Origin of the sequence: Dolomitihabitans soli (genome assembly GCF_022213955.1) — a bacterium.
GTDB classification, from domain to species: domain Bacteria; phylum Actinomycetota; class Actinomycetes; order Streptosporangiales; family Streptosporangiaceae; genus Streptosporangium_A; species Streptosporangium_A soli.
The window spans coordinates 56835-81107 of record NZ_JAKNTW010000025.1 but is presented as its reverse complement, the minus strand read 5'-3'; the positions used below and the strand labels follow the sequence as shown (position 1 = coordinate 81107).

Genomic DNA, 24273 nt, shown 5'->3' with positions numbered 1-24273 from the left:
CGACGCCGCCGGAGACGAAACCCGGCCGAGGGCCGATCGTCTCCGGCGGCGCCGGGCGAGGGAACTAGTGGGAGACGGGGGCCGCCTCCTGCGCGAGACGCTCGTCACCGCTGAGGGTGTTGAGCGGCTTCTCCTTGATGAACAGCACCGCCAGCAGGGCCAGCACGGTGATGGGGGCGCCGATCAGGAACAGCTCGGCGGTGGCGGTGGCGTAGGAGTCCTGCACCACGCGAACCAGCGGCGCCGGCAGGGTGGCGATGTCGGGCACCGCGCCGCCGCCGTCCGCCCCCGCGCCGAGCGGGCCGAGCTTCTCCGTGATCAGGCTGGTGACCCGGTTGGCGAGCACCGCGCCGAGGGCGCTGACGCCGACCGCGCCGCCCATGCTGCGGAAGAAGGTCAGCACCGAGGTGGTCACGCCGAGTTCGTGCGCGGGCACGTCGTTCTGCGCGGCCAGCACCAGGTTCTGCATCAGCATGCCGACCCCGACGCCGAGCACGGCCATGTAGATGCCCAGCAGCAGCGCGCTGGTCCGCGCGTCGATCGAGCTGAGCAGCAGCATGCCGGCCGTCATGGTGACGCCGCCCGCCACCAGGAAGCCCTTCCAGCGGCCCCACTTGGTGATCAGCTGACCGGCCACCGTGGAGGAGACGAGCAGACCGAAGATCATGGGCAGGCTCATCAGGCCCGCCACCGTCGGCGAGTGACCCAGCGCCACCTGGAAGTACTGCGAGAGGAACACCGTGCCGCCGAACATCGCCACGCCGACCAGCACGCTCGCCACCGTGGCCAGCGTCACCGTACGGTTGCGGAAGATGCTCAGCGGGATGATCGGCTCCACCGCGCGCGACTCCACCCAGACCGCCGCGACCAGGAGCACCAGCCCGCCGGCGACCAGGCCGAAGGACCAGGCGGACACCCACTCGAACTGGTTGCCGGCCAGCGACGACCACAGCAGCAGCGTGGACACCCCGACGGTGATCAGGAACGCCCCCAAGTAGTCGATCTTCACTTCACGCCGCACCACCGGCAGGTTCAGCGTGCGCTGCAGCAGCACGATCGCGGCCAGCGTGAACGGCACCCCGATCAGGAAGCACCAGCGCCAGCCCAGCCAGGAGGTGTCGACGAGCACTCCGCCGATCAGCGGCCCGGCGACCGTGCCGATGCCGAACACCGCGCCGAAGATCCCGGCGTACCGGCCGAGCTCCCTCGGCGGGATCATCGCCGCCATCACGATCATCGCCAGTGCGGTCATGCCGCCCGCGCCCACGCCCTGCACCACGCGGCTGACGATCAAGATCTCCACATTGGGCGTCAGCCCGGCGATCAGCGAGCCGGCGACGAACAGGCCCAGCGAGAGCTGGATCAGCAACTTCTTGCTGTAAAGGTCGGCCATCTTGCCCCACAGCGGCACCGTGGCCGTCATCGCCAGCAGTTCGCTGGTGACGATCCAGGTGTAGACCGACTGGCTGCCCTGCAGGTCCGTGATGATCCGGGGCAGCGCGTTGGCCACGATCGTCGAAGCCAGAATGGACACGAACATGCCCAGCATCAGCCCCGACAGGGCCTGCAACACTTTGCGCCGCGACGTCTGGCCGGTGGCCGCATCGGGCACGACGGCATCCGTGGTCGTCATTGTCTCCTCATGTTTCTGCTCACCGCGAACCTCCCAGGCCCGCGGAAATGATCAATCAGGGACGGCGAATCCGCCGGCCAGCAGGTCGAACGCCTCATCCAGCAGGTCGGCCAGCGGCCGCTCGCCCGCCGTACCGGACCAGCGCATCATCGTCGCTCGCAGGGTGGCCGCGACCACCGCGGCGACCAGCACCGGATAACCGTCGGACTCCTTGATCCCGGTCCGATCGGCTATCGCCGCCGCCAGCCCCTGTTCAAGCTCCATGCCGCTCGCCACCAGGTACGGCAGCAGCGACGGGTTCTCCTCGCAGATCCGCATCCGCTGGCGCGCCAGGTCGTGTCCCTCCTCGACCTCCGCCACCTCGGCCCGCATCACCAGCCGGAGCGTCTCCACTATCGGAAGGTCCGCCGGAGCCGCCGCCACCCGATCGGCGATCCGCGCCCGTACCAACGGCGTGGCCCCGAGGACCGCCTCCTCCTTGGAGGAGAAGTAGTTGAAGAACGTGCGGGACGAGACGTCGGCCTCCCCGCTGATGTCCTCGACGGTCACGCCTCCGATGCCACGCTCCAGCACCAGCTTCAGCGCGGACCTCGTCAACGCCTCCCGTGTCTCCTGTTTCTTCCGATCCCTCCGCCCCGTCACACCCTCCATTCTGAGTCAAACTTGCACACTCTGCAAACTTTCACATTGCGAAGTGATTTATCACACTTTGCCGTGGATCGACCAGCCCGCGTGGGGGGCCTACAAGACCGCGAGCATCGACAGCTGATCATGCCTGGCACTGTCCGGCGGGCGTGCCCGGCTCGGCGCCCGCCTTCCGCCTCGGTCAGGGGCGCTGGACGTACTTGGCGAGGCCGTCCAGTATCAGGTCGAGGCCGAACTCGAACCGTTGGTAGCCGCCGCCGTTCATCATCACGTCGACGTGGCCGGACAGGAGCGGGAACCGGTCGGGCGGCAGGTTGGTGTAGAAATCGCGGATCTGCCCGAACATCTCGCCAGCCTCCCTCTGACTTGCCCGGCGCGGCGAGCACTCACAGGCGTCGGCCGAGATGTAGAGGGAGAGGCGGTCGCCCCCCCAGGCCGCGATCCGCGGCGGCAGCCCGCCGACCAGCATGATCGCGAGCATGCCCTCGCCCGTCCTGAGCGCGTTGGGGGTGGTCGGGATGTTCGTGAGGGCGACCTTGGCGATGTCGGCGTGGGCGGTCAGCACGCGAAACGACTCCAGCGCCAGCTCCCGCAGCCGCGCCCGCCAGTGCTCCGGATCGGGCTCGGGGATCCGGATTTCCCCCAGGATCCGATCGTAGACCAACTCCAGCAGCTCGTCCTTGTTCGCCATGTGGGCGTAGAGCGAGGCTGGGCCCGTGCCGAGCTTCTGGGCGACCCTGCGCATACTCAGCGCGTCCAGCCCCTCGGCGTCGAGGATCCGCAGACCGGCCTCGACGATCAGCTCGCGGCTGAGCGGCTGCCGGGGTGAGGAGGTCTTGCGGGATTTACGCCAGGGACGGTCGGGGAACCCCACGTCGTCCGGCCGGGTCGCTACGACCATTGACGGCACCTCCGGATGTCGGCACTCCTTCGAGGCTTCCTCTTTGCATCCAACGAACAGGGTTCGCCCCTCATAGCTGGAACAGGGCTAAAGCAACAACGGACCGGCCAGAGGCGATAGCGGGCTGAAGAACGCTGGTTGCCGCCACTGGCCGTGCGGATGTGAGTGACGTAGGGAGATCAGAGTGGCGACCCTGCCCGCCACGGGCTACGCCGACCTGACGGGCATCCGGCGGAGAGAACCGTTGACATTCAGGCCGGACGGGTGGGACACCCCAGACGATGTCCCATCCGGGCGAGCTTCTCCATGAAGGCCGCACGCGTACTGCCGGCGAAACCGACGAACATGCGGTTGGCGAGCGGCACGCCCCAGCGCGCCCACCGCGCCACGTTGAAGACGCGATGCACGAGCAGCGCCCCCTCGGGATGCGGTTCGATGCTCCACTCGCCCCGATACCACCAGCCGCCCTGAAAGGAGATGGTGTGACCGGCCACCTCCACCGTGGAGGTGTGGCCGGGGACGTCTTCGATGGTGAAACGGCCGGAGCGTCTGCCATCGGGCAGCAATTCGTCGGCCACGGCGACCCAGACCTTGGCGACCGGCGCCTCGATGACCCCGGCCACCTCGGCGAGCAGCTTCTTCTTCGTCACGACGTCACCCTGGTGTTCTGGAAGGAGGCGAAGCGCCAGCCCTCGGGGGTGCGTATGGCGGTGAAGGTGACGATCGAGTCGCGCCGGCGGCCGTCCACAGCGGTGCCGCCCTGGGAGATCACCAGCGCGGCGCCGGCGGCCAGCGGCTTGACCTGGACGTCGCTGTCAGGGGCGGACATGGTGGAGTTCCTGAGCGGCCCCTCGAACAGCCATCGATGCGAGGACTCGATGGCCTGGCGCCCCCGGGTGTGCGTGCCGTCGAAGGAGATGTAGTCGGCGTCTTCGGTGAACCGCGCGGCGTAGGCAGTGGCGTCACCTGCGTTCCACGCCTCGGCGAGGCGGGTGAGCATGGTGATGATCTCCGCGTTGGCGGACATGGCGCAACTCCTTGTGGTCGCGGCGCCTATCCTGAGGTTGCGACTCCAGGCAGGGCAGGCGCCTTGTTCGGATGTCCGGCTGTCAGGGTGTTGGCGCACCCTGACAGCCGCTTCTCATGATTCGTCGAGCACGTTTTCCAGCTGGTCGCGGTTGTAGGTGCCCGACCAGCCGAGTTCGCCCGACTCCAGGCGGGCGATGAGCCGCCTGATCCAGGCCAGCTCGGTATCGGTCAAGGCCCGCTCGTAGTCGAGCTCGATCGCCAGGACGTCGGGCAGGCCACTGTCGCGCAGGGCTTTCAGGTGTCCGTTCAGCCCGGCGACGTTCCCTTCGAGTGCCGCCTCCCTGATGCGCAGGGACTGCAACGCGTCGGGCATCGGGAGGACGCCGATGAGCGAGACGGCCGCGGTGAAGACGCGGCGCTCGCCGCCCGGGTTCTCCAGAAGCGCCCGGAGCCTGGTCGCCAGTTCGTGGCGGCCCTCGTCAGTGATCTCATAGATCGTGCGTTCGGGCCGGCGGCCTTCCCGGCTGGTCTCGACGGGGACGATCAGCTCCTCGCCGGCCAGCTTGTCGACCGCGTGGTAGAGGCTTCTCGGCAGCCCCGTCACGTAGTCCTTGTGCGTGTGGACGATGAAGCGGTGCAGCTCGTACGGGTGGCCGGGACGTACCGACAGCATGGCCAGCACGGTCAGGCCGACCAGGTCGGGACGTCGTGCCATGACTCTCCTTTCTTGGTGCAGTTTGCACTATAGCTCAGGAATATCGCTATAGTGCAAAACACCATATTGAAAGAGGCACCATCATGAAGATCATGGTCATCGGACCGACCGGCCGGACCGGAAAGCACGTCCTGACGCAAGGCGTCAAGCGCGGACACGAGATCACTGCCTTCGCCCGCCGGCCGGAACTGCTCGCCGGCCGCGCCGGGCTGGCAGGCGTGCACCAGGGCGACGCGCACGACCTCGAGGCCGTACACCGGGCTGTACAGGGGCAGGACGCCGTCATCGCCGCAGTCGGCGGCAGCCGGATCGCCGCCACCCTCATCACCGCCATGCACGAGCACGGCGTACGGCGGATGGTGATGACGAGCAGCCGCTCCGTGCCCGCCACCCGGCCCCGCCTCGCGGTCTCCCTGGCGTGGCTGTTCTTCCGCGAGGCGTATGTGGACCTCGCGCGCGCCGAGGGCATGCTGCAGGTCAGCGGGCTCGACTGGAGCATCGCCCGCGCCACGATGCTCAACGACAAGCCGCCCGCCGGGCGCGTGCACATCGACTTCGAGGCCAACGCCACGGGCGGCGCGATGCAGCTCTCGCGCGCCGACTACGCGATGGCGCTGCTCGACACCGTCGAGGATCCCGCCCTGATCGGCAAGGCCCTCGGCATCTGCGGCCCCCGATAGCCTCGCTCATACGGTGGGACCATCCAGCGCCTCGGACAAGCTTGCTTTGTATGCCGCACCGCAACCGGACCCCGCCGACAAGCGCGCCACGGCGGTCGAAGGCGTCAGGACGGAACTCCAGGCGGGGACAGCCGGCGGCGCAGATGTCTCCAGGGTGGGAAGCCCCCCGCGATGGGGGAGCGGGGTCACTCCCTCAAGACACAGACGCGGGGAGAGGTTGGAGTTACGCCACTGCTGCACCACCCGGCAGGTTCTGCACTGGTCACAATGGCGCCACCGCCCGACGCTGCCACTACCAGTGACTTTGCCCCTGGTGACGCCAACCTGAGTGGGGGCCGGGAAGGCCCAGAGTTCACGCGAACTGAAGGGTCTTCAGCGGGAACTCACGTGGGTTCGGCATCTCAAGGCCTCTTTGCCTCGTGGGTTCAGCGCATTGAACGTCGCTAAGAGGGTGTCTCCGTCAGTACTGGCTTTGATCCTTTCGTGCATGGGCCGGAGCTGGGATACCAAGATCCAGTCCTTGATCTTGCCGGGATAGCCTGGCTTCCAGCGTCGGCCCGCCCCCCGGGGGCGGTCGAACCTCGTCGGTGACCATCCGGCTGGCCGGTCGTCGGACAACGTGTCGGCTATGTCAATCGGTCGTGCTGGCGTGCACGGCGATGATTCGCCAGCCGTGCGTCTCGCCGTATAGCCAAGTACGGGTGTAGCGCATCCTGGCCGCGAACGGCGCACCGGAGACGGTCCCTTCGATGGTGCCGAGAAACCACGTCACCCCGGTGCGCCCATCGGCGAGCACGGTCAACTCCTCCTCGGCCACCTTCGTCACCACCTGCGACCGAGTGCGGTGCACTTCCAGGTCGTCCGCCTTGGTCGCAACGTTCGCACCGAAGGTAAAGATCAGCCGATCATCCAGCAGCCGATCCAGCGCCTCGACATCTCCAGCGAGCTGCGCGGCCTGGAGTCGGCGCTCGGCGTCCCGCAAGTCCTCCATCATGAGGTCCACCCTCCCAGCAGCGCCGTATCCGCGCCAGGACGTTCACGCTCGGCTGATCTTTGCAGTCCGATCCAGGGACTCCGATCGTCGGTGTGTGAAAGCGAACCGGACCGAGATCGCTCATGTGTAACCACATGTGCTCCAGCGAGGTTTGATCATCGCTGGATGGGTGTGCCAGGACACCGTCACCTTGAGCAGCCTTCGGCTGACAAGCTCATCCGCAGGATCACGACGCCTATGGTGTCACGGTGGTTCGGGCGTTTCCGCGGGGTCTGCAGGAGGCGGCGGGCGGCGTTGGCGTAGCGGATGGCGGTCTTGTCGTCGATGCCGAACACGGCACAGATGGCGGCTGGTGGGGCCAGCCTTACCAACAGGCCCACTCCGGTCAGGGACGCGAAGCCAGGCGATCCCGAACGAGATCCCGAACGAGATCACGACGGTGCCGTGACGGTCTCCGCCGCCGGCGCCCCGATGCGGCGCAGTGCGATCAGGGCGTACCCGAGCACCGCGAAGACCACCGCGAGGACGACCGCCTGAACGGCCACGCCGTCATAGCCGAGCCGGTCCACGTCGAGGAACGGGTAGGGGTAACGGCGGGCGGTCCCGGGTGCGAGCAAAGCGCCCCGGCCCAGCGCGAAGACGGCGTACGCCAAGGGGTAGGCGAGCCACTTCAGCGGGTCGGTCCAGCCCAGCCGCCGGGAACGGTCGAACAGCAGCCAGTCGGCCAGCGCCATGATCGGCGTGACGTAGTGCAGCAGCAGGCTGCCCAGGTCCCGGACGTCGTCGCCCGAGCCGTCGGGGAACAGCAGCAGGGGGTTGGCACCGCCGGTCAGGACGAAGTGCGCGACCAGGCCGGTGATCACCAGGTAGAGGGTGACGGCGCCCTTGAGCGTGGCCGAGGTGTCCCGGCCGAGGAGCCGCCAGCCGTAGTAGAGGACCAGGGCCAGGTTGCTCTGCACGGTGAAGTAGACCGGCGGGTTCAGCGGGGCGGCCGCGGTGGCCCAGTTGCAGACCAGGCCGACGACTGCCATGACGACCAGCAGGATCCGCCAGGTCACACGCATTCGGACACCTTCATTCAGCGGTACGCAGGCGGAGGGTGATGATCTCGAAGGGCCGGAATCGCAGCGTGATGTCCGGCGGGGCGAGCGACCGGCCGTCGGCGAGGGGACGTTCCAGCAGGTCGGTCTCGGTGACCGAGGACAACGGCACGGCACAGATGAGCCGTGCGGCCGCGCGGCCGCCCAGCGACTCGTACAGCCGGACGATCACGTCGCCCGACCGGTCGTCGGCCAGCTTGACCGCCTCCACGACCACCGCCGGGTCGTCCACGGCCACCAGCGGGGCGACCGCCGACCCGCCGCGCACCTCGCGCGCCGGGAGGTTGAGATGGTATCCCTCGCGCACGGCGTCGCCGATCGACGCGCCGGGGACCAGCGCGTAGCGGAAGCGGTGGGTGCCCTGGTCGGTCTGCGGATCGGGGAAACGCGGGGCGCGCAGCAGCGACAGCCGTACGGTGGTGGTCGTGCCGCCGCCGGGCCGGGCCAGCCGGGTGACGTCGTGACCGTAGGTGGAGTCGTTGGCGACGGCGACGCCGTAGCCGGGCTCGCCGACGTGGATCCAGCGGTGCGCGCAGATCTCGAACCTCGCGGCGTCCCACGAGGTGTTCGTGTGCGCGGCACGGTACACGTGGCCGAACTGGATCTCCGACGCCGAGCGGTCGGCCTGGACGTCGAGCGGGAACGCCGCCTTGAGAATCTTCTCCGTCTCGTGCCAGTCGACCTCGGTCTCGATGTCGAGACGGCGGGCGCCGGGGAGCAGCCGGAGGACCTGGCGCAGGCGGGAGGCGCCGAAGGCGCGTGCGACCCGGACCGACGTGGCGTCGTGGCGGGCCACCTCCTGCGCGGCCACCAGGTCGGTCACGGTGTTGCGGTAGTACGCGTCGACGTCCCAGGCGTCCCAGCGGTTGGGCAGGTCGGGATGGATCTGCACCACGTTGCCGCGCGCGCCCGGCGGGAGCACCTCCCGTCCGGCGGCGAGGTCGACGAGGGAGACGATCAGGCCGTGCCGGTCGATCTCGGCGCGGAGCAGGCCGTTGTCCAGGACGAATCCGCCCCCGGGCTCCGCCGAGACGGTCGTGTCCGCCGCCGGGTCCGCGGGGTGCGGGCGGGGCACCGCCGCCAGCGCGGGGACGCCGTCCCGGCCCATCGGCGCGGCGTTGAAGACGACGGTGCCGTCTCCCTCTCCCGCCAGCGCCCGCTGAGCCCGCTCGATGACGGCCTCCAGCTCGGCGGCGACCCGCGCGTAGGTGCGCTCGGCCTCGCGGTGGACCCAGGCGATGGAACTGCCCGGCAGGATGTCGTGGAACTGGTGCAGCAGGACCGTCTTCCAGACGCGGTCCAGCTCGTCGTGGGGATACTCCACCAGCCCGGCGACCGCGGCCGTGGCCGACCAGAGCTCCGCCTCGCGCAGCAGATGCTCACTGCGGCGGTTGCCCTGCTTCATCCTGGCCTGGCTGGTGTAGGTGCCGCGGTGCAGCTCAAGGTAGAGCTCGCCGGACCACACCGGCGGGTCGGGATACTCCGCCTCGGCCGCGGCGAAGAACTCCGCGGGGGTGTGCAGCGAGACGCGCGGCGACCCCTCCAGGTCGGCGGTGCGGCGGGCGCGGGCCAGCATCTCCCTGGTCGGACCGCCGCCGCCGTCGCCCCAGCCGTACGGCACGAGCGAGCGGGTCGCCCTGCCCTTCTCGGTGAAGTTGCGCGAGGCGCGGGCCAGTTCGCCGCCCGACAGCTCGGCGTTGTAGGTGTCCACCGGGGGAAAGTGGGTGAACACCCTGGTCCCGTCGATGCCCTCCCAGGCGAAGGTGTGGTGCGGGAAGGGATTCGTCTGGTTCCACGAGATCTTCTGGGTGAGGAACCAGCGCGACCCCGACAACTTCACGAGCTGGGGCAGCGCGGCCGAGTAGCCGAAGGAGTCGGGCAGCCACACCTCCTCGGTCTCGACGCCGAACTCCTCGGCGAAGAACCGCTTGCCGTGCACGAACTGCCGGGCCAGGGCCTCGCCGCCGGGCATGTTGGTATCCGATTCCACCCACATGCCGCCCACCGGGATGAAACGGCCGTCGGCGACATGTCGCTTCACCCGGTCGTAGACGAGCGGGTGGTGCTCCTTGATCCAGTCGAGCTGCTGCGCCTGGGACATGGCGAACCGGAAGCCCGGGTGATCGTCCATCAGCTGGGTCACGTTCGCGGCGGTTCTGGCGACCTTGCGCACGGTCTCGCGCAGCGGCCACAGCCAGGCGGAGTCGATGTGCGCGTGGCCCACGGCGGAGATCCGGTGCGCGCTGGCGTGGGCGGTACGGCCCAGCGGGTCGGCGAGCCACTTGCGCGCCTCGCCCGCCGTAGCGGGGACGTCGTGCAGGTCGAGGGAGTCGAGGGCCCGCTCGATGGCGCGCAGGATCTCGAACCTGCGCGGCTCGTGCGTGCCCAGCTCGCGCATGAGCTGACCGAGTACGTCCAGATCCTGGACCAGCTCCCACACCCCGTGGTCGAACACGGCCAGGTCCATCCGGGCGAGCCGGTACAGCGGCTCGCGGCCCGCCGTGCTCAGCTCGCCCAGCGGGGACGGGCCGCCCGAGTAGTCGATCAGCGGATTGGCCGCCGCCTCCACCAGGAACGCGACCTCCTCACCCCCGGCAGCCGGGTCCGCCGCCGGCAGCCACGCGTTACGCGGGTTGAGTCCCTTGACGGGCGTCCCGTCCGGCAGGTGGGCCAGCCCTTCGCACTGGAATCCCGGCCGGTCGGCGTCGAACCCGAGGTCGACGACCGCCTCCACGGTCTCCCCCGCCCACGCCGCCGGCACCCGTCCCGACAGCCTGAACCAGCTCGTCCCCCACGGCGGCCCCCACGCGTCGCCCACGGCGGCCGGGCCGTACTCCTGCCCGCACGCCTCGGCGAACGGGACCGGCTCGCCCGGCGCATGCCAGACCTCGGCCGTGAGCGGCACGGCCCGCCCGTGGACCGCGGGCCGGATCCGCTCCCGCAGAACCCTCTCCAGCCGCCCCTCGACAAGCACCCGATCGTCATGCACGCCGATCACTCCCCTCCCGGAGATGATCGGCCACGGAGGCGGGATTGTCACCCGGCATCCCCGCGCGGAGCAGGCCACGAGCCCCCTCATCCCGACTCGACCAGCTCTATGCCACTTTACGTAATCATCTGATCACGCATTTCATTCGATCGCCTGCGCGGGGGCTCGTCGTACAGTGAAGATATGGGCATGCTGACTGTTGACCTCGATCGCAAAGCCGAAAAGGCTCTCGATGAGCTGACCGCCGACGGGAGATCCGCGACCGACGCCGTCCGCGGAGCCCTTCTCGTCGCCCAGCGTCTCCACCGCATGGAACTCGCGCGGATCGCAGCCGACAGGCTGGCCACCGATCCCGCCGACCAGGCCGAAGCGGAAGCAATCATGAAGGACACGGAGCACCTACGTGCGTGGTGATGTGTATCGTTTGCGCGCCCCTCGAGATGCGGTGGCACACGAGCAACGGGGCGAGCGGTTCGCCGTCATCCTCCAATCAGACTTCCTCGTCCACCTCTCGACCGTCCTCATCGCTCCTACCTCCACCGGTGCACCCTCTTCACCCTTCCGCCCCGAAGTAGAGCTCCTCGGCAAGCGAACCCAGGTCATGGTCGAGCAGATGGTGGCCGTCGCCCCGCGTCGCCTGGGCGACTTCGCCGGACGGCTCGAACCCCGAGAGCTCGAAGAGATCGACGAGGCCCTGCACACCGTCCTCGGCCTGTACAACTGACGCCCGCACGTACGGCTCGCGCGGGCGCCGCGCGAGCCGTGGCCGTGTCCAAGATCAGTGTCCGGTCAGGGGTTGGGAACGGTGTCCACCCAGGGGGTGGAGGTCGTGCGGTAGGTGGAGACGCGGTTGAGGACCTCGGCGGGCGCGACGACCTCGTTCTTGGAGTGGTAGAACCAGTCGACCTGCTGGACGTAGCCGCGCTGGGCGGAGGAGCCGACCAGGCCGCCGCTGATGAACCACAGGTTGAAGTTGACCGACTGCACGGTCTCGGGATAGTAGATGCCGCCGTGCTCGGCGAACAGGGCGCCGTCGATGTAGTACTTCACGACGCCGCCGGAGACCTGGAGGACCAGGTCGTGCCATCCGTTGTAGCTGGCCGTCACCTCGTGGTGGACGTTGACGGCGAGCCAGGGCTCGTTCCGGTAGGTCTCCCAGGTGGTGGCGTACATGATGGGGCCCTGGGCGCCCCAGCCGCCGTTGGGCAGATACTCGAAGTCCTGCTCGCTGTAGTCGGGGTCGAGGTCGGCGGCCAGCGGGGTGATCGTGAAGAAGGTCTGCACGATGTTGTCCCCGTCGGGACCGCTGACCGGGGCGTCGCTGAACTTCACCCGGGCCGCGTAGGTGCCTTCGAGGAACTTGCGCTGGTGCAGGAACTCCGACTGGCGGGTGCCCGCGCCGGTTCCGTCGGTCTCGGCCTTGAGCTGCAGCGCCCGGTTGCCGGTGCCGATGGTGGGGAAGGTGACGTTCTCCTTGGGCCAGGTGGCGCCGGGGACGCCGGGGCCGCCGCTGTTGGTGCGGACGGTCCAGCGGTGGGCGGCGATGGCCGGGTCGTCGGCGCTGGTGTAGGCGAAGTCGTCGAAGACCACGCCGGTGCCGCCGGGGACCGTCGGGGTCACCGTTGGGGTCACCGTCGGGGTCGGGTCGCCGCCGCCCTGGGGCGGAGTGCCCCAGACCCGTGCCCCGTCGTGGTGCACGGTCACCTTGGTCCAGTCGCCGTAGGTCGTACGGCCGGCGCCGAAGGAGTAGTCGTCGCTCTGGTTCAGCGTCTGCCAGTCGGCCCGGTGGAAACGCAGTTGCAGATCACCGGTCTGCCCGCCGGCCGCGAGGCTGCCGGAGGTGAAACCGACCTCCAGGTAGCGGTCCGAGGCGCCGCCGACGAATGACCCGGTCACCTTCGCACAGCCGATCACCGCCCACGAGCAGGCGAAGCGATACTGCTGGGCGGGGGTGTCGGCCTTGAAGTAGTAGCGGATCTTGACGCCGGACAGCGACACCGCGGAGCCGCCGTCGTTGACCAGGTTGAACCACGGCTCGACCTGGTCGGCGGTCGCGCCGGTGGCGCTCGTGCGGTACTGCAGCCGCAGGGACTGCTGGGCGCTCGCCGGACCGGCGAACACCCAGACCGTGACGATCAGCAGCGCGGCGGCCAACAGGCCGGGTAACACCTTTCTGCGCACTTTCTTGCCCTTTCTCGCGGGGTTCAGGGGATCAGCGGGCCGATGCGCACGCCTTGCGCGGCGAGCCTGGCCAGGTGCGGGTCGAGCCGCCGCAGGAAGTCGGGGTAGTCGCCGGCCGAGCCCCAGGCGACCTCGGCGAACGCGCACAGCCTCGGGAAGGCCATGTACTCCACGTCCCGCGGGGTGGGCATGTACTCCGTCCAGAGTTGGCACTGGACGCCACGCGCGGCGGGGTCGGGCGCGAAGGCGTAGGCGTCGGCCAGGGTGAGGACGCCTCGCTGGGCCGGCGGCTGGCCCGGCTCGTCGGAGGGGTAGTAGTCGAAGTAGGTCCGGGTGTGCGGGGTGAGGATGATGTCGGCCTGCCCGGCGTCCGCCTGTTCGGCGAGCCACACCATGGTCGTCGTCCCCGGCGCGGGGCGGCGTCCCGGCTCGTCCCAGCAGATCGGCTCGCGGCCGTGCCGCCGCAGGTGGGCGGCCATCCGGCCGATGAACCAGCCGCACGCGTCCGCCGGCCCGGACAGCCCCAGGTCGCGCATCCGCCGCCGCGCCGCGGGGCTGCGCTCCCACTCCGCCGTGGGGCACTCGTCCCCGCCGACGTGCACGAAGTCGCCCGGGAACAGCTCCATCACCTCGTCGAGCACGTCCTGGAAGAACCTGATGGTGGACTCCTCCAGGTTCAGCACGTGCTCGCTGATCCCCCACGACTCCCAGGCCCGCAGCCGCCGCGCCGGATCGTTGCCGAGACGCGGGTAGGCCGCGATGGCCGCCTGGGCGTGACCGGGCGTCTCGATCTCCGGCACCACGGTCACGAACCGCTCCGCCGCGTACCCGACGATCTCCCGGATGTCCGCGCGGGTGTAGAAGTCGCCGCCCTCGGTCAGGCGTGGATGGCGTTCGATCTCCAGCCGCCAGCCCTGGTCGTCGGTCAGGTGCAGGTGCAGCACGTTGAGCTTGTGCTCGGCGAGCAGGTCGATGAGGCGCAGCACGAACGTCTTCGGCATGAAGTGCCTGGCCACGTCGAGCATCACGCCGCGCCAGGCGAATCGCGGCCGGTCCTCGATCGTGCCCGCGGGCAGGCTCGGGCCGAGCTGGGCGAGGGTGCGCATGCCGTAGAAGCGGCCGGCCGGGCCGCCGGCCGTCAGTTCGACGCCGTGCCGGCCGACGTCCAGCCGGTAGCCCTCGTCGCCGAGGGACACGTCGTCCGGCCCCTGGCGCAGGAGGTCCTGATGGTAGAGGAGGGAACCGCCGTGGACGGCCAGCTCTCTCGGCCGCGGAATGATCAACGTGGGGTCCCTTCGGCTGGATGGCTCATCCCTTGACCGCGCCGGCGATCAGGCCCGAGGTGACCCGGCGCTGCAGGATGAGGAAGATGAGGAGCACCGGGAGCATGAAGAGGGTGGAGGCGGCCATGGTGGCGCCCCAGTCGGTGCCGAAGACGTTGCTGAACGACGACAGCCAGACGGGCAGCGTCCGGTCGTCCTGGTTCTTGATGATCAGCGCGTTGGCGAAGGCGAACTCGTTCCACGCGGTGATGAAGCCGAACAGCGAGGTCGACATCAGGCCGGGGGCGAGCAGCGGCAGCACCACCCGGCGGAAGGCGGCGGCCCGGCCGCAGCCGTCCATCAGCGCCGCCTCCTCCAGTTCGGGCGGGATGGAGGCGAGGAAGCCGCGCAGGGTGACGATCGTGAACGGCAGCGTCGTCATGAAGTAGATCAGCGTGAGCATGGAGAGCTTGTCGAGCATGCCGGTGTCGCGGGCGATGATGAACATCGACACGAGCAGCGCCTCCCAGGGCGCCATCTGGGCGATGAAGACCATCAGGATGAAGCCGCGCCGTCCCCGCCAGCGCATCCGGGCCACCGCGAAGGCGGCGAGCAGCGCGACCGCCAGGGCGAGGAGCACGGCGGCCGCGGTGACGGCCAGGCTGTTGCGCCAGAAGGTCCAGAAGCCGTCGGCGTTCACCGCGGTCGCGAAGTGTTCCAGGGTGGGATGGGCCGGCCAGAAGGTCGGGGTCTCCGCCTGGATGTCCTTCGTTGGGGTGAAGGCGGTCAGCGCCATCCAGTAGACGGGGAAGACCGAGATGACGACGACCACCAGGGCGGCGAGGTTCAGCGGCAGGCGGCGGATCACAGGTGCTCTCCTTCCTGCTTGACCATCCGCCGCAGATGGGTGATCAGGGCGACGATGAGGATCAGCACGGTGAGCGTGGAGATCGCCGAGCCCAGGTCGTACTTGTGCAGCGACTGCGCGACCTGGAAGGCGTAGACGGGCAGGGTGGTGGTGGCGCCGTCCGGACCGCCCCGGCTGACCGCCCAGATCTGCGCGAAGCACTTGAACACCCAGATCACCTCCAGCGAGGTGATCAGCCCGAACAGCGGGCGCAGGATCGGGAAGGTGACCTCCGTGAACACCTGGCGGCTGGTCGCACCGTCGATCCGCGCCGCCTCGTACAGCTCGGCGGGGACCGTGGTCAGGCCGGCGTAGAGGGTGAGGGCGGCGAACGGCACCGACTGCCAGACCACCAGCGTCACCAGGATGGCGAAGGTCGAGGTGCCGTCGGCGAACCAGGTGTAGTCCCTGAACGACTCCAGGCCCAGCGTGACCAGCAGCCAGTTGACCACGCCGAGACGCGACTGGAAGAGCCACTGGAAGATCGTGGTGGCGGCCAGCACGGGAGTGGCCCAGGTCAGCACCAGAGCGCTGAGTACGGCGAGCCGCATCCGCCGCCCCAGCCGGGCGATCATCAGTGCCACCACGGTGGAGATCACCATGATCAGCACCACGTTGACGACGGTCCAGACGAGGGTGCGCAGCACCACCGACCGGAACTCCTCGCTGCCGAGCACCGCCCGGTAGTTCTCCAACCCGACGAAGGCCGCCCCGCCACGGATCAGCTCGCCGGTCCTGAAGTGCTGGAAGGAGATCACGACGCTGCGGAGCAGCGGGTAGAGCAGCAGGTAGGCCGCGCCGAGGACGGTCGGCGCGATCAGCAGGTACGGCCACAGCGCGGTCCGCCTCGGCGGAGCGGCGGCGGGGGGCGGGCCGGTGGCGGGGGTCTCCCGGCGGCCGGCCGCCAGGGATGGTGCGGACACGTCGCTCCCCGGCTCAGGATTCGGCGGCGAGGATGCCGGTGATGCTCTGCGCGGCCTTCGCCGCCTCCGCGGCGGCCTCGCCGCCGGTGAGCACCGCGGTCATGTACTCCTTGATCACGTTCTTGGCCTCGACGGCGGCCCAGGCGGGCGAGTTGGGGGTGGCGTGGCCTCCTGCCGCGCCCTTCGCCATCGCGGCCGTCCCCTCGTTCCCGTCCAGGACCCCGGCCAGGGAGACCCGGTTGGGCACATAGCTCATCTCCTTGGCCATGTCGTTCTGGAACGTCTCCCCCGTCAGCGCCTTGACCACCTCGTAGGCGGCCTCCTGGTTCCTCGACGCCTCCGGGATGATCAGGTCGGAGCCGCCGGTGAACACCGCGCCCGGCTTGCCGGCGGTCTTGCCGGGGATCGGGAAGAAGCCCAGTTTCCCGGCCAGTTCGGGGTTGGCCTTCTCGATCGCGACCGCGCCGCCGGGGGTCGAGATGAGCTGGGCGACGTCGCCCTTGGCGAATACGCCGGCCTGCGGGGGCTTGGCCTCGTCGGAGTCCTTCGGGCCCTCGCCGAGTGCCTGGAGTTCGCGGTAGAACTCCATCCCGGCCACCGCCTGCGGGGTGTCGAGGGCTCCCTTCCAGCTGCCGCCCTGGTTCACGGCCAGCTCGCCGCCCTCGTCCCAGATGAAGCCGGCGAGGGTGTACCAGTTCTGGCCGGGGAGGTAGATGCCCTGGTCGTCGCCCTTGTCCAGCTTGGCGGTGATCGTCAGCCACTCGTCGCGGGTGACGGGCGGGGCTTTTATGCCCGCCTTGGCGAAGAGATCCTTGTTGTAGATGACCACCCGGTTGGCGGCATACCACGGCACGCCGTACTGGCGTCCCTCGATCCTGCCCGGCTCGGCGAGGCCGGGGAGCCAGTCGGCGCCGCCGAGGTCGGCGACCTTGTCGGTGAGGTCCCGCACTCCGCCGCTGGCCGCGTACTCGGCGACCTGGGTGTTGCCGACCTCGATCACGTCGGGGGCGTCGTTGCTGGCCAGGGCGCTGGTGACCTTCTGGCCGATGCCGTCCCACTCTTGGATCTGGATGTCCAGGTCGACGTCGGGACGCGTGCGCCGGTAGCCGGCCTCGAAGCGGTCGAGCACGCCGTCGGACAGGCTGTCCCGCATGACCCACACGGTGAGCCTGGTCGTCCCGCCGTCGCCGGGCTCCGCGGGGGAACTGCATGCGGCGAGGGTGGCGGCGAGGGCCAGCAATGCCGTGACGTGCCTCATGGGTACTCCGGATTGGTAATGTATTGGTAAGTAATAGGTTCGCTTACCGGCAGCGTGGTCTTAACCAGCTCTGCCGTCAAGGCCCAATTTCACCTGGAGCTTCGCCCGAATCACTGGTAAGAAATAGGTAAGATCGTGGTAATGTCAGCTGTGTGACCCTCAACATGCCGTCCGGGCTCAAGCGAGACCGGGTGCGTGACTTCCTGCTCGATCTCGTCGCCGACAAGAAGCCGCGCGAGGCGATCCCCTCCGAACGCGACCTCTGCAAGGAACTCGGCGTCTCGCGCCCCACCCTGCGGGCGGCGATCGACGACCTGGTCCGCTCCGGCCTGCTGGTCCGCGAGCGCGGCCGCGGCACCTTCACCGGCCCGCACCGGGTCACCCAGGCGCTGACCGCCACCACCGGCAGCTCGTTCTACACGCCGCCGGCCGAGGGCCACTGGCTCAGCCGCGTCCTCGAGTTCGGCGCGGCCGCGGCCGGCCCGCAGCTCGCCGCCCGCCTCCACCTCTCCCCCGCCGCCCCGGTCCTGCGCGTGGTACGGCTGCGCGTGGTCGACGACGAGCCGATGGCCATCGAGCGCATCCACCTGCCCCACGCCCTCGTCGACGGCCTCGAACCCGCCGACATGGTGTCAGGCTCCTTCTACCGTTTCCTTCGCGAGCGCTTCGGCATCGACGTCCGCAGCGCGGTGCAGACCATAGAGCCCACCGTCACCGACGAGACCGAGGCCGGGCTTTTGCACGTCCCCCAGCACGCCCCCGCGCTCCTCTTCGAGCGCACCACCCGCGACGCCGGCGGCCGCATCGTCGAGTTCACCCGCTCCATCTACCGGGGCGACCGCTACCGCGTCACCTCCGAGCTCCACTTCGACGCCCACTCCGGCTGACCCCCGGGCACGGCCGGCATCGCCCAGAGAGCGTCAACACCGAGAGCGTCTACACAGCGCGCGTCAACACCAGCGCGCGTCTACACAGGGCGTGTCAACACCAGCGCGCGTCGGCGCGGAGGAGGGCTCTGCCGCCGGACCGGACGAGCGAGGCGGCGTGTCCTCCCGCTGGCGGCGGCGCGCATCACCGCGGCATCCGCCTGACCGCGCGCGGCTCAGGCCGGTGCCGGGGGAATGGCACCGCCGCATTCCCGGGTACGGCCGCCCGGTGGGCCGCCGTCCCTCAGGTGACCTTGTCCGCCGGGGTCACCGGGAGACGCAGCGCGCCTGTGCCCGTCCCGCCCGGCGGCGATACGAGCGGACCGCGGCGGCGGTACGGCCGGCGAGTTCGACGGCGGGGCCGTGCGGCGGGATGGACCGGCCGTCGGGCAACAGCCCGCCGGTGTCCTCGAACAGCACGATGCCGTTGCAGAGCAGGCTCCATCCCTGCTCGGGATAGGACGCGACAGGATGCGCGGCCTCACGGTCGGATTCGTTGGATGAGGGGCAGGGGGGTTGGTGGCAGCACATGGCGGCACCTCGCTGATCTTGACATGTCCTCGTAGCCGGAGCATTACTCCTCGATGGAAACAGATGCCGTTATGAATCCACTAGAAGATTGATTGCGGCGACGGGTTCGCCCGGCGATAGAGCATGAACGCGTATGTCATGACAGGAGGAGACCGCGGGATCACGGCTTCCCCTCGGGTGCCTCGGGTGCCCGAGCCCACCGGGTACCGGTCGGGTGTCCGTGAGCCGCTCGGGCCGGTCGGTTGCCTAGGTTCGCAGGTAGGAGGCGCCGTTCAGGTCGAGGACGGCGCCGCTGGCCCACTCGGCCTCGGGCGAGGCCAGGTAGAGCACGGCGGCGGTGATCTCCTCCGGCCTGGCCACCCGCTGGAACGGGCTCTGCGCGCGGATCTCGGCGCCTCGCGGGGCCTTGAGGTGCTCGTTCGTCATGTCGGTCGCCACGAAGCCCGGCGCCACGGTCGCCACCGCGATGCCGTGCGGGGCGAGGTCCACCGCGAGCGACTGGCCCAGCGCGTTCAGCCCGGCCTTGCTCGCGCCGTAGGCGGGGGCGTCCGGCTCGCCGCGGAAGGCGCCGCGCGAGGAGACGTTGATGATCCTGCCCCCGGTCCGCATGTGCCGCACCGCGCACCAGGCGACGTTGGCCGCGCCGACGAGGTTGACGCCGAGCGTCTCCCGCCACGCCGCCTGCCACTCCTCGTAGGAGACCTCCGTGATCGGGTGCCGGACGAAGACGCCCGCGTTGTTGACCACCACGTCGAGGCCGCCGAGCGTCTCGGCGGCCTCGTCGACCATGCGGCGCACCTCGTCGGGATCGGCCAGATCGGCCCGCACCACCGTGTGTCCCTCTCCGGGCAGTTCCACGCTCAGCCCGGCGGTGGTACCCCGGTGGTGGATCGCGACCCGGTCGCCGATCGCCGCGAACCCCTGCGCCACCGCCCGCCCGATGCCTCTGGACGCCCCGGTGACCAACACTCCTCTTCCGCTCATCCGGCGGACGTTAGCATCAACGCGCGCGGAGCCGGAGGGGGAGCCTCGTCAGGCGCCAGGAGGCGGGCATCAGGGTGCGTTCGAGGTCCTTCGGCTCGACGGCGAGAGAGAGATCGGGGAACCTGCGGAACAGGGCCTCGAACGCCACTTCTCCTTCCTGACGGGCCAGCGCGGCGCCCAGGCAGTAGTGCAGGCCGTGCCCGAACCCGACGTGGTTCTCCCGTTTCCCGTCCGGCTCACGGGTGATGTCGAGCCGCTCGGGGATGTCGAACTCACGCGGGTCGTAGTTGGCCCCGACGAGGATGGCCATCACGGGCTCGCCCCGCCGTACCGGCATGCCGTCGAGTTCGAGGTCCTCGACCGCGTAGCGGATGCGCGTGCCCTGGATCGGACCGCACCAGCGCATCAGCTCGTGTACGGCGCGCGGCATCAGCCCGGGATCGGACCGCAGGAGGGCGAGCTGACCGGGATGCGTCAGCAGGGCCGCCGTGCCGTTGCCGATCAGGTGGGCGGTGGTCTCGTGCCCGGCGAGCACCAGCGTCAGCACCATGGTGATCATCTCGGTGTCGCTGAGCCGGTCGCCGTCCTCGTCCTGGCTGCGGATCAGCCCGGTGAGCAGGTCTCCGGCGGGCTCGGCGCGGCGCCGGACGATGAGGTCCTGGATGTAGGAGACCATCTCGCCGAGCACCGCGGCCAGTCCTCCCTGGGCGAAGGAGAACAGCGCGTTGCCCCATTCACGCCATTTCAGCCGGTCTTCCTCAGGGATTCCGACGAGTTCGCAGATGACGGTGATCGGCAGCGGGTAGGCGAACCGCTCGATCAGGTCGATCTCGTCGTCGTCTTCGAACCCGTCGATGAGCCGCTCGGTGATCTCCTCCACCCGTGGCCGGAGTTCGGCGACCCGGCGTGCGGTGAACGTGCGCGAGACCAGCCTGCGCAGCCTGATGTGATCGTCACCGTCGGCGTCGAGAATGCTGTCGAGGATGTACTTGGCCTGCTCCGGTGGAATGCCGCGTGCCCGGATCGCCTGCTCCCGCACGTTGCCCGCCTTGGGCCCCGGCACGTTGGCGGGGTTGTTGACGAACCGGCGGTCGCTCAGCACCGTCTTGACGTCGTCGTACCGCGTGACGAGCCAGATCGGGGTGTCGATGCCGGGAAATACTCCGCGGACCATCGGAGCCTGCTCCCGCATCCGTGAGAACCCGGTGAACGGGTCGCTCATCAGTTCGGGATCCATCAGGTCGAATGCGGTCATTCTCGACCTCCAAATCGGCCGGGTCGCCCCAGCGCTCGGGCGGGGATCTCCCCCCGATTGACCATAGGCACGAGCGCCTTACAGGATCAACGCCTCCATCCATCAGGAAATTGTCAAGAACCGCCGACCGGCACGCGGGGGCCGCGACCTCGGCTCCCCAGGGCCGGCCCGGCCGCTCACCGCTCACCTCCACCGCCGCAGAGTCAAGCCCATGAGCAGGTACGGCACGGCCGCGATCGTGAAGATCAGCCACGGTTCCGCCCAAGCGGACCCCAGACCGTAGGCCACGTAGATCAGCACGGCGACGACCTCGGAGCCGAATCCGGCCATCGAGGTGACCGTCGCCCGGCTCGTGTCCGCCAGTTGTTCCTGGAGGGCGGCGTCGCCCGCCGCGATGGCCCACTGGAAGATCCCGAACGCGACCGCGATCAGCGCGAACCCGGCCGCATCACCGGTCGCGGCGCCCACCGCGAGGCACACCGCGGCCACCGCCAGGGCGGGCCCGGCCCACGGGGTGCCGCGCCCCGCCAGCCAGCCGCCCGCCGTGGTCCCGACCGTCACCACCAGGATGAGCAACGGAACGCCGGCCGCACCGGCTCCGGTGGCGTCGGCGAGCAGCGGAAGGTACTCGTCGAGGGCGGTCACCCCCATCAGCGCCGCGAGGAGCAGGACGGCCCGCAGCACCCGTGGCGCCCGCCGTACCTCGGACAGGCCCTCGCGGAACACCGCGGCGAAGCCCTCTTCCCGCTCGGCGTCACCGTCGCGGCCGGCCCGTGACTCCGGTAGCCACCAGCCCGCGGCCACGCCGAGCAGGCACGCCCCCACGCTGGCCACGCCGGCCGCGAGGTAGCCGCCCCCGGCGAGCACCGGCGCGGCCACCGCGGCCGCCGCGAGCTGCGCCGTGCCGCTGACCGCCTCGGATCTGCCGATGACCCGCGCGTACGAGTCGGCCGCCCCCAGCCGCGCCAGCTCCTCGTACGCCAGTGACTGGAAGGTGCCCGACCGCAGCGAGCCGCCGATCCCCCACAGCACGAAGCCCAGCGCGAAGGACCAGTAGCCGGGGAAGAAGGTCCACAGCGCGAAGCCCGCGCCGGTCAGCCCCGGCCCGATCATCAGGAGCAGTCTGCGCGAGAACACGTCCGCCCACAGCCCGGACGGCACCTCGAACAGGAAGGAGGTGACCGACCAGATCACGAAGAGCGAAGAGATCTCCGCGGCGGACAGACCGGTCTCGGCGAACAACACCGCATAGACCGGATACAGCAGCACGAAGTCTTCGATGAACGCGTAGACGTAAAGCCTGCGCGTGAGAGAAACCTCAGGTGAAGATCAATGTCGTCGGCTCATGACCGCACCCTACCCCGCGTGACCGGACGAGCGGCACCGGTTTATCGGCCGATCCGATCGCGGGACGCCCGCAGGCAGGGCTGACACCGCCGCGGGCTCGTCCCATCAAGGGGAAGGCCGGGGAGCGCTCGCGAGTCGTCCCGCACCACCGGACGACAGGACACCACCTCTTGCCGAACTCCCCGCATGTCTCATAGTGTCATGTTAATCCGAACGTTGTCCTAAATATCATGACAAGGAAGCCATGAGCGACGTGCCGCCGACGATCCACCCCCGCGACCCCGCGTCGCTCATGCGTCCGGAACGGCTCGCCGCTCTCCAGCCGTCCCGGTTCAGCGCGAGCCGCTCGCTGCTCACCGTGATGCTCACCAAGGGCTGGTCGGTCACGCTCGACCGGTTCGACCTGGACGACCAGGGCGCCGGCACCGCGGTCTACCGGGTGGAGACCCACGCGGGCGTGCTGTCCTTCGTGGCCTTCAGCTCCGAGCCGAGGTACGTCGACCGGACCCCGCGCATCATCGGGCAGAGCTGGGACATGGTGGGCGCGCTGCTCGAAGGCGAGGCCGACGAGGACCGGATCGAACGGACCCGCGCGGAACTCCCCAAGCTCTACGCGGGCCGGGCCGCTCCCGGCACCCTGGTGTGGTGCCGCTCCAACCGGAGCCTGCGCGCGTTCGGCCACACCGTGCAGGCGCTCGCGGAGGGCCGCCAGCCGGACCTCGCCGCACTCCGCGCGGTCGGCTACCTCATGCGCAACACCGGCCTGGACGCCAACGGCACCTTCGGCACCCGCACCTTCCTCTCGTACGGCGAGCGGCACCCGCTCGCCGTGCCGTACCACGCGCAGATGCTCACGGCGTATCTCATGCGCGAGTTCAGCTTCGACCTCTGCGACCACCTCGCCCGGGCCGTCGCGCCCGGGGCCGTGCCCCTGGATCCGGCGATCAAGCGCCATCTCGGGCTCGGCAACGGGTCCGCGCTCGGGCTCGTGCTGTTCATCGCCAACCATCCCCGTCTCGTCCACCGCTGGCTGAGCGTGCGCGAGGAGGCGCTGGCCCGCGCCCGCGCCCTGGTCCCCGGCCCGGCCGACCCGGCGTACGGCACGCTCGTCGGCCTGCTCGACCGGGCCGTCGTCTACCGCGAGCAGGACCCGATGCGCTACCGCGTGTTCCCCGACGGTCAGCGCCTCGCCGGCGAGTTGCGCGCCGTACGGGAGCTCGCCGTGGAGCTGCGCGACGGCGGCACCGTGCGCGGCGAGACGCACGCGCTGCCGTTCGAGGGGCTGCGGGCGGCCGTCGCGGGCACCGTGACGGCGGAGACGGAGGAGATCCTCGACTCGTTGCTGATGGAGCTGCTGCCGCCGGAGACCGACAAGCTGTTCGAGCGGCTGGTCGTGGACGAACGGCTGGTCGGGGAGCCGGGGATGACGGTGGGCGAGCTGTCGTCCGTGCTGCGCGGGGTCTACGGCTGGGCGCTCGACCTGCCGCTCGCGGAGGAGGCCAGCCGCAGCCGGGTCTGGTACAAGTCGCGGGCGGCGGAGGAACCGCGCTCGGGGCCGCGCGAGCAGTTCCCCGGCGGGTTCGACCTGTCCTTCGACGTCCCCGGCGACGTGCGGCGGCTGGCCCGCCTGCTGGCGGCCTACGGTCCGGAGACGCGGGTGGGGCGGGTCCTGTTCGACCATCCCGAGGAGCGGGCCGCCGTCGAGCGGCTCCAGGCCCTGCGCGGCCAGCCGTACGCGCTGCCCCGGATGGACATGCTCGATCTCGGCTTCGTGCCGGTCCAGATCATCCGGCTGGCCAACGCGGCCTTCTACGGCCTGGACCGCACCAAGGACTTCCTGGACCGGACGCTGCGCGGGCTCATCTTCCAGGGGGCGCCCACCCGGGACGAGCTGGCCACGGGTGATCCCGCCGGCTGGTGGCATCCCGCCGAACCATAAAGCCCGAAAAATCCCCGTTACGCATCAAAAATCCGAATTTGATAGAGCTTAAACCCTTGTGATGGGTCACGGGC

24 protein-coding genes are annotated in these 24273 nt (G+C 69.8%); 5 read left to right on the top strand and 19 right to left on the bottom strand.

The window, feature by feature from the left end:
- Window positions 1–64 precede the first annotated feature (64 nt).
- From MBA17_RS36510 to MBA17_RS36485, 6 genes are all read right to left on the bottom strand, one after another.
- On the bottom strand, window positions 65–1633 hold the full coding sequence (locus tag MBA17_RS36510; protein WP_238502068.1) for an MDR family MFS transporter: 1569 nt from the start codon (window positions 1631–1633) through the stop codon (window positions 65–67).
- A 51-nt stretch (window positions 1634–1684) separates the two neighbouring features.
- A complete protein-coding gene (locus tag MBA17_RS36505; RefSeq protein WP_238502067.1) occupies window positions 1685–2275 on the bottom strand; it encodes a TetR/AcrR family transcriptional regulator in 591 nt (196 codons plus the stop codon).
- Window positions 2276–2459: 184 nt separating this feature from the next.
- A complete protein-coding gene (locus MBA17_RS36500; protein WP_238502066.1) occupies window positions 2460–3179 on the bottom strand; it encodes a TetR/AcrR family transcriptional regulator C-terminal domain-containing protein in 720 nt (239 codons plus the stop codon).
- 251 nt (window positions 3180–3430) lie between these two features.
- Window positions 3431–3829 carry a hypothetical protein gene (locus tag MBA17_RS36495; protein ID WP_238502065.1) on the bottom strand — a complete coding sequence of 133 codons (399 nt, stop codon included), beginning with the start codon at window positions 3827–3829 and terminating at the stop codon, window positions 3431–3433.
- A complete protein-coding gene (locus MBA17_RS36490; RefSeq protein WP_238502064.1) occupies window positions 3826–4206 on the bottom strand; it encodes an SgcJ/EcaC family oxidoreductase in 381 nt (126 codons plus the stop codon). Before MBA17_RS36490 ends, MBA17_RS36495 begins: the two co-directional genes overlap by 4 nt.
- Before the next feature lie 114 nt (window positions 4207–4320).
- Window positions 4321–4923, bottom strand: a complete 603-nt coding sequence (locus tag MBA17_RS36485; protein WP_238502063.1) for a PadR family transcriptional regulator — start codon at window positions 4921–4923, stop codon at window positions 4321–4323.
- A gap of 83 nt (window positions 4924–5006) precedes the next feature.
- Here MBA17_RS36485 and MBA17_RS36480 point away from each other — a divergent pair, with 83 nt between their 5' ends.
- Window positions 5007–5603: an NAD(P)-dependent oxidoreductase gene (locus MBA17_RS36480; RefSeq protein ID WP_238502062.1), complete on the top strand. Its 597-nt coding sequence runs from the start codon at window positions 5007–5009 to the stop codon at window positions 5601–5603.
- A gap of 631 nt (window positions 5604–6234) precedes the next feature.
- On the opposite strand, the gene MBA17_RS36475 is transcribed toward MBA17_RS36480, so the two are convergent.
- The 4 genes from MBA17_RS36475 to MBA17_RS36460 all read right to left on the bottom strand — a co-directional run bounded on the left by MBA17_RS36475 (window position 6235) and on the right by MBA17_RS36460 (window position 10686).
- Window positions 6235–6597 (bottom strand): nuclear transport factor 2 family protein, encoded by a 363-nt coding sequence (locus MBA17_RS36475; RefSeq protein ID WP_238502060.1) that lies wholly within the window; start codon window positions 6595–6597, stop codon window positions 6235–6237.
- 185 nt (window positions 6598–6782) lie between these two features.
- On the bottom strand, window positions 6783–6932 hold the full coding sequence (locus tag MBA17_RS36470) for a hypothetical protein (protein ID WP_238502059.1): 150 nt from the start codon (window positions 6930–6932) through the stop codon (window positions 6783–6785).
- Between the two features lie 96 nt (window positions 6933–7028).
- Entirely contained in the window at window positions 7029–7661 is a 633-nt protein-coding gene (locus tag MBA17_RS36465) for a Pr6Pr family membrane protein (protein ID WP_238502058.1), read from the bottom strand.
- 10 nt (window positions 7662–7671) lie between these two features.
- A complete protein-coding gene (locus MBA17_RS36460) occupies window positions 7672–10686 on the bottom strand; it encodes an alpha-mannosidase (RefSeq protein ID WP_238502057.1) in 3015 nt (1004 codons plus the stop codon).
- A gap of 183 nt (window positions 10687–10869) precedes the next feature.
- Between MBA17_RS36460 and MBA17_RS36455 the strand changes: the two genes are divergently transcribed.
- Window positions 10870–11100, top strand: a complete 231-nt coding sequence (locus tag MBA17_RS36455) for a hypothetical protein (protein WP_238502056.1) — start codon at window positions 10870–10872, stop codon at window positions 11098–11100.
- 31 nt (window positions 11101–11131) lie between these two features.
- Entirely contained in the window at window positions 11132–11410 is a 279-nt protein-coding gene (locus MBA17_RS36450) for a type II toxin-antitoxin system PemK/MazF family toxin (protein ID WP_238502055.1), read from the top strand.
- A gap of 65 nt (window positions 11411–11475) precedes the next feature.
- Here the strand turns inward: MBA17_RS36450 and MBA17_RS36445 are convergent, their stop codons facing one another.
- The 5 genes from MBA17_RS36445 to MBA17_RS36425 are packed head-to-tail and all read right to left on the bottom strand — an operon-like array spanning window position 11476 to window position 17217.
- On the bottom strand, window positions 11476–12867 hold the full coding sequence (locus MBA17_RS36445) for a cellulose binding domain-containing protein (RefSeq protein WP_238502054.1): 1392 nt from the start codon (window positions 12865–12867) through the stop codon (window positions 11476–11478).
- Between the two features lie 23 nt (window positions 12868–12890).
- Window positions 12891–14150, bottom strand: coding sequence for a beta-N-acetylhexosaminidase (locus MBA17_RS36440; RefSeq protein WP_238502053.1), 1260 nt, complete (start codon window positions 14148–14150; stop codon window positions 12891–12893).
- Between the two features lie 25 nt (window positions 14151–14175).
- Window positions 14176–14997 (bottom strand): carbohydrate ABC transporter permease, encoded by an 822-nt coding sequence (locus tag MBA17_RS36435; protein WP_238502052.1) that lies wholly within the window; start codon window positions 14995–14997, stop codon window positions 14176–14178.
- A complete protein-coding gene (locus tag MBA17_RS36430) occupies window positions 14994–15959 on the bottom strand; it encodes a carbohydrate ABC transporter permease (RefSeq protein WP_238502051.1) in 966 nt (321 codons plus the stop codon). The genes MBA17_RS36435 and MBA17_RS36430 overlap by 4 nt, the downstream gene beginning before the upstream one ends.
- A 13-nt stretch (window positions 15960–15972) precedes the next feature.
- Window positions 15973–17217 (bottom strand): extracellular solute-binding protein, encoded by a 1245-nt coding sequence (locus tag MBA17_RS36425; protein WP_238502050.1) that lies wholly within the window; start codon window positions 17215–17217, stop codon window positions 15973–15975.
- A 152-nt stretch (window positions 17218–17369) separates the two neighbouring features.
- Here MBA17_RS36425 and MBA17_RS36420 point away from each other — a divergent pair, with 152 nt between their 5' ends.
- The gene (locus MBA17_RS36420) at window positions 17370–18104 is read left to right on the top strand and encodes a GntR family transcriptional regulator (RefSeq protein ID WP_238502049.1); all 735 of its coding nucleotides are present in this window, start codon (window positions 17370–17372) and stop codon (window positions 18102–18104) included.
- 306 nt (window positions 18105–18410) lie between these two features.
- On the opposite strand, the gene MBA17_RS36415 is transcribed toward MBA17_RS36420, so the two are convergent.
- The 4 genes from MBA17_RS36415 to MBA17_RS36400 form a co-directional block, all read right to left on the bottom strand.
- Window positions 18411–18674: a DUF5999 family protein gene (locus tag MBA17_RS36415; RefSeq protein ID WP_238502048.1), complete on the bottom strand. Its 264-nt coding sequence runs from the start codon at window positions 18672–18674 to the stop codon at window positions 18411–18413.
- A 246-nt stretch (window positions 18675–18920) separates the two neighbouring features.
- Window positions 18921–19658 carry an SDR family NAD(P)-dependent oxidoreductase gene (locus tag MBA17_RS36410; RefSeq protein ID WP_238502047.1) on the bottom strand — a complete coding sequence of 246 codons (738 nt, stop codon included), beginning with the start codon at window positions 19656–19658 and terminating at the stop codon, window positions 18921–18923.
- Window positions 19659–19674: 16 nt separating this feature from the next.
- Window positions 19675–20913, bottom strand: coding sequence for a cytochrome P450 family protein (locus MBA17_RS36405; protein WP_238502046.1), 1239 nt, complete (start codon window positions 20911–20913; stop codon window positions 19675–19677).
- A gap of 183 nt (window positions 20914–21096) precedes the next feature.
- A complete protein-coding gene (locus MBA17_RS36400; protein WP_238502045.1) occupies window positions 21097–22182 on the bottom strand; it encodes an MFS transporter in 1086 nt (361 codons plus the stop codon).
- Between the two features lie 322 nt (window positions 22183–22504).
- Here MBA17_RS36400 and MBA17_RS36395 point away from each other — a divergent pair, with 322 nt between their 5' ends.
- Window positions 22505–24199: a hypothetical protein gene (locus MBA17_RS36395; protein WP_238502044.1), complete on the top strand. Its 1695-nt coding sequence runs from the start codon at window positions 22505–22507 to the stop codon at window positions 24197–24199.
- Window positions 24200–24273: the final 74 nt, after the last annotated feature.

Coding starts and splice junctions, on each gene's coding strand:
- MBA17_RS36475 (WP_238502060.1), bottom strand. CDS start 6,597: ATGATGGAGGACTTGCGGGACGCCGAGCGCCGACTCCAGGCCGCGCAG.
- MBA17_RS36415 (WP_238502048.1), bottom strand. CDS start 18,674: ATGTGCTGCCACCAACCCCCCTGCCCCTCATCCAACGAATCCGACCGT.
- MBA17_RS36455 (WP_238502056.1), top strand. CDS start 10,870: ATGGGCATGCTGACTGTTGACCTCGATCGCAAAGCCGAAAAGGCTCTC.
- MBA17_RS36405 (WP_238502046.1), bottom strand. CDS start 20,913: ATGACCGCATTCGACCTGATGGATCCCGAACTGATGAGCGACCCGTTC.
- MBA17_RS36480 (WP_238502062.1), top strand. CDS start 5,007: ATGAAGATCATGGTCATCGGACCGACCGGCCGGACCGGAAAGCACGTC.
- MBA17_RS36425 (WP_238502050.1), bottom strand. CDS start 17,217: ATGAGGCACGTCACGGCATTGCTGGCCCTCGCCGCCACCCTCGCCGCA.
- MBA17_RS36465 (WP_238502058.1), bottom strand. CDS start 7,661: ATGCGTGTGACCTGGCGGATCCTGCTGGTCGTCATGGCAGTCGTCGGC.
- MBA17_RS36485 (WP_238502063.1), bottom strand. CDS start 4,923: ATGGCACGACGTCCCGACCTGGTCGGCCTGACCGTGCTGGCCATGCTG.
- MBA17_RS36500 (WP_238502066.1), bottom strand. CDS start 3,179: ATGGTCGTAGCGACCCGGCCGGACGACGTGGGGTTCCCCGACCGTCCC.
- MBA17_RS36395 (WP_238502044.1), top strand. CDS start 22,505: ATGAGCGACGTGCCGCCGACGATCCACCCCCGCGACCCCGCGTCGCTC.
- MBA17_RS36510 (WP_238502068.1), bottom strand. CDS start 1,633: ATGACGACCACGGATGCCGTCGTGCCCGATGCGGCCACCGGCCAGACG.
- MBA17_RS36490 (WP_238502064.1), bottom strand. CDS start 4,206: ATGTCCGCCAACGCGGAGATCATCACCATGCTCACCCGCCTCGCCGAG.
- MBA17_RS36410 (WP_238502047.1), bottom strand. CDS start 19,658: ATGAGCGGAAGAGGAGTGTTGGTCACCGGGGCGTCCAGAGGCATCGGG.